The sequence below is a fragment of the Sulfuricurvum sp. genome, assembly GCF_028712165.1.
GTDB lineage: Bacteria > Campylobacterota > Campylobacteria > Campylobacterales > Sulfurimonadaceae > Sulfuricurvum.
The window spans coordinates 1-4,029 of sequence record NZ_JAQTQR010000115.1 but is presented as its reverse complement, the minus strand read 5'-3'; the positions used below and the strand labels follow the sequence as shown (position 1 = coordinate 4,029).

The 4,029-nt window shown below is 38.6% G+C and carries 2 protein-coding genes; one reads left to right on the top strand and one right to left on the bottom strand.

The features are described 5' to 3' along the window. The coding region (locus PHP90_RS13675; RefSeq protein WP_299931012.1) for an EAL domain-containing protein at positions 1-2,612 on the top strand (2,612 nt) is incomplete at its 5' end. Between the two features lie 2 nt (positions 2,613-2,614). Here PHP90_RS13675 and PHP90_RS13670 read toward each other — a convergent pair. After that, entirely contained in the window at positions 2,615-3,832 is a 1,218-nt protein-coding gene (locus PHP90_RS13670) for an HD domain-containing phosphohydrolase (protein WP_299931010.1), read from the bottom strand. Positions 3,833-4,029 lie beyond the last annotated feature (197 nt).

Here is a 4,029-nt window from a genome sequence, read left to right as displayed (position 1 = left end):
TACAACAACAAAGTTTATTCCAAGATTTTTTACTTGATTTGTCATCTTCGTTTATTAACCTTTCCATTGAACATATGGATTCCGCAATCAATACTGCTTTGGAACGGATGGCACTTTTTGTCGGAGCAGACAGAGCCTATATTTTTGATTATGATTTTGAGAAACGAACTATGTCTAATTCCTATGAGTGGTGTGACACAGGAATTTCGCCTCAAATTTTCAAACTTCAAAATGAGCCAATAGACATATACCCGGAATGGATTGATCCGCATCTTCGCGGTGAAGCAATACATATAGAAGATGTTTCTAAAATGCCAAAAGGAAATATACGTGAAAGTTTAGAATCCCAAGAGATAAAAAGTATCATAACCTTACCTCGTATATATAATGATAATTGTATTGGTTATGTCGGTTTCGATGCCGTACGCCAAATTCACCCTTTTAATCAGGGAGAAATTCGACTTCTTAAACTTTTTGTTACACTTTTGGAACACTTAGAAGATCGCATGCGCGATGAATCTGAACTGTATGAATCAAAAAATCTGTTAATGACAATCATCAATACCATGCCAATTCGAATCTTTTGGAAAGACACACAATCACGTTATCTAGGCTGCAATACACTTTTTGCCCTGGATTCAGGTTTGACAGATCCGTCTGAACTAATCGGAAAAGATGACTATCAAATGGGATGGTCAGAACAAGCGGAACTTTATCGTGCGGATGACCTGAATGTAATGCAAAGCGGCAATTCACGACTCTTTTATGAAGAACCTCAAACAACACCGGAAGGAAAAACAATTTGGCTCAGTACCTCAAAAGTTCCGTTAAGAGACCATGCTGACAAAATTATAGGAATAGTTGGTGCCTATGAAGACATCACCGTTCGAAAAGAAGCCGAATCAAATCTGAGACTTGCCGCCAACGTATTTTCTCATGCCAGAGAAGGTATTATGATTACAACAAAAGATGGGAGAATCGTAGATATAAATGAAGCATTTACACAAATTACCGGATATTCCAGAGATGAAATCATAGGAATCAAACCGAGCGTATTAAAATCAGGCCGACAGAATAAAGAGTTTTATACGAATATGTGGCGTTCTATGCTTATAGAGGGACATTGGAACGGTGAGTTATGGAATCGCCGAAAATCGGGAGATATTTATCCTCAAATGCTCACTATCTCTTCAATTCGGGATAAAGATGGAGAAATACAAAATTTTGTTTCTCTTTTTTCAGATATCACTACCATTAAAGAACATGAACAACAGCTTGAGCATATCGCCCATTATGATTCTTTGACAGGATTGGCTAATCGGGTTTTATTTGGAGACAGATTAGAACAAGCTATGATTCAGACAAACCGTCGAGGAAACCATTTGGCTGTAACCTACCTTGACTTAGACGGATTTAAAGAGATCAATGATCTTTACGGTCACGAAGCGGGTGATAAAGTTTTAATTGCAGTCGCGGCCAATATGAAAAAAACGCTTCGTGAAGGTGATACCCTCTCACGGCTCGGAGGAGATGAGTTTGTCGCGATACTACATGATTTATCTGATCCGGATGCGAGTATACCAACACTTGAGCGACTTCTCAATGCAGCTTCACAACCGATACAAATCGATCAACTTGTTTTAGAAGTCTCTGCCAGCTTAGGAGCAACATTTTATCCTCAAGCTCAGGATATTCAAGCGGATCAGCTTCTTCGTCAAGCTGACCAAGCCATGTATCAAGCCAAACAAGCCGGCAAAAATCGTTTTCATCTTTTTGATATTGAACACGATCATAATATTCGCATTTTTAATGAACAGCTAGAGGAGATAAAATCGGCATTGCAATCCAAAGAATTTTGTCTCTATTATCAGCCGAAGGTTAATATGCGCACAGGAGAGATTATTGGAGTTGAAGCTCTCATCCGCTGGGAACATTCGACAAAAGGACTTCTCAGTCCAGCTACATTCTTGCCAATTATCGAAACCCATCCTTTGGCCGTTGCAGTCGGAGAGTGGGTCATTGAATCTGCATTGCAGCAGATACTAAAATGGAGAGGGGAAGGGCTATCCATCCCAATCAGTGTTAATATAGGTGCAAGACAACTTCAACAAAATAATTTCATCGAACAATTACAGACACTTCTTAAATCATATTCGGATATACACCCTTCGATGTTGGAGCTTGAAATACTGGAGACAAGTGCACTTGAAGATATCGTTCATATTTCAAAAGTGATTGATGAATGTAAAATATTGGGAATAACCTTTGCCTTGGATGATTTCGGTACCGGATATTCGTCATTGAGATATCTGAAACATCTTCCTATCTCCGTGTTAAAAATAGATCAAAGTTTTGTTCGTAACATGAATCAAGATCCGGATGACTTAGCCATAATTGCAGGTGTTATCGGATTAGGAAAGGCATTTAAAAGAGAGATCATTGCCGAAGGGGTTGAAACGATCCAGCAAGGAGAACTACTCATACAAATGGGATGTGAAAAAGCTCAAGGATATGCTATTGCACGCCCTATGCCACCACAGCTGTTATTGGAGTGGAGTAATACCTGGATCCCTGAGCCTGAATGGATAAAACTACCCATATTTGATCGCTAAGACTACTCCGCTTGCATTGCTTTTAAATAACACTCGTCTAGATGGTTACAGAGTATCTCAACAATGGCACCATCGAGCTTAAACTCGTCTCGCATTGTCTCAACAATTTCCAATGCTGCCTTCGCATCCATACCGATTCGATAAGGGCGGTTTTGAACTAATGCCTGAAAAATATCGGCAATTGCAAGTACTCTCGCTTCGATCGGAATCTCATCTCCTATGAGATGATAGGGATACCCTTTTCCATCCAACGTTTCATGGTGCAAAGATGCGATTTTAGCAATCTCGTGAAATCCTTTTATTTTTCGCAAGACAACATTAGAATCAAAGCCGTGCCGATTCATCTGTGATTTTTCTTCCTCATCCAGCGGTCCGTCTTTATAGAGTATCTCATCAGCAACCCGCAATTTTCCTAAGTCATGAAAAAATGAAGAGAGCTCGATAATCTCTTGCTGTTGTATCGATAAGCCATATTTTTCAGCTAAAAAACGGGCAAGGGCAGCAACACCATAGGTATGTTTTGCTGTAAATGTGCTTTTGGCATCAACAATATCGGCAAACATTTGAGCAATACATTTTAATATGTCAAACTCTATATCTACCGGATGACTTGATTCAATCCATTCATTAAAATACCCTTCAAGAGATTCCACATCAAAAAAATACCAAAACGAATCCGCTTCAGACACCGATAAAAATGCATTGACTAATTCCGCTGAAAACATCTGATCGGAGTATTTTAAAATTGTTTCTTTGATAGCTTGTTTTTCGTGTAAAGTGTGTGATCCGAGTTGTACCCGTAATGCATCAACACGATCCGTCAGATAAATCAAATTCGCATCATTTTTTGTTCTGTCATCGAGCGAAGAGGGGAGCGAATCCCAATGAGTATGATGATATAAAATCGTTGTAGCATATTCGTGATACAGTGGGACTTTTTGGAGAAGCAATTCTCCCCTTATACAGTGTACCTGTGAGTTATCCCAATCAAGTTCAGTTACAAGATGATGATGAACATCTGTTGATGAGACACCGCAGTCATGAAGCATCCCCATCAAAATAAGCGCATCGATACGATTTTGTTCCCAGCCCAATTTTTTTGCGACTTCAGCTGACATGTACGCGACTCGTTTACCGTGCATAGTATCATCAATGCCCACATAATCGAGTGCTTCAGAGAGTGCATAAGTCACTTCTCTAAGATTTAGTAAATAATCCATATCCATTTGCCTTCTAAAAATACATTATTTTTAATAATATCATTTTTTTAATACATCTCATACTTATTATACAGATATCCGTATAGTACTATTTTCAATATAATATATATTATGTTAATCAAATACAATTTCAGTTTGCCTACGCTACACTTTTAGTATGGAATCTACAAAAGAACAACTCATTACAGATATCGAAA

Excerpts from the sequence above, each read along its gene's own strand:
- PHP90_RS13670 (WP_299931010.1), bottom strand. The coding sequence starts at position 3,832 with ATGGATTATTTACTAAATCTTAGAGAAGTGACTTATGCACTCTCTGAA.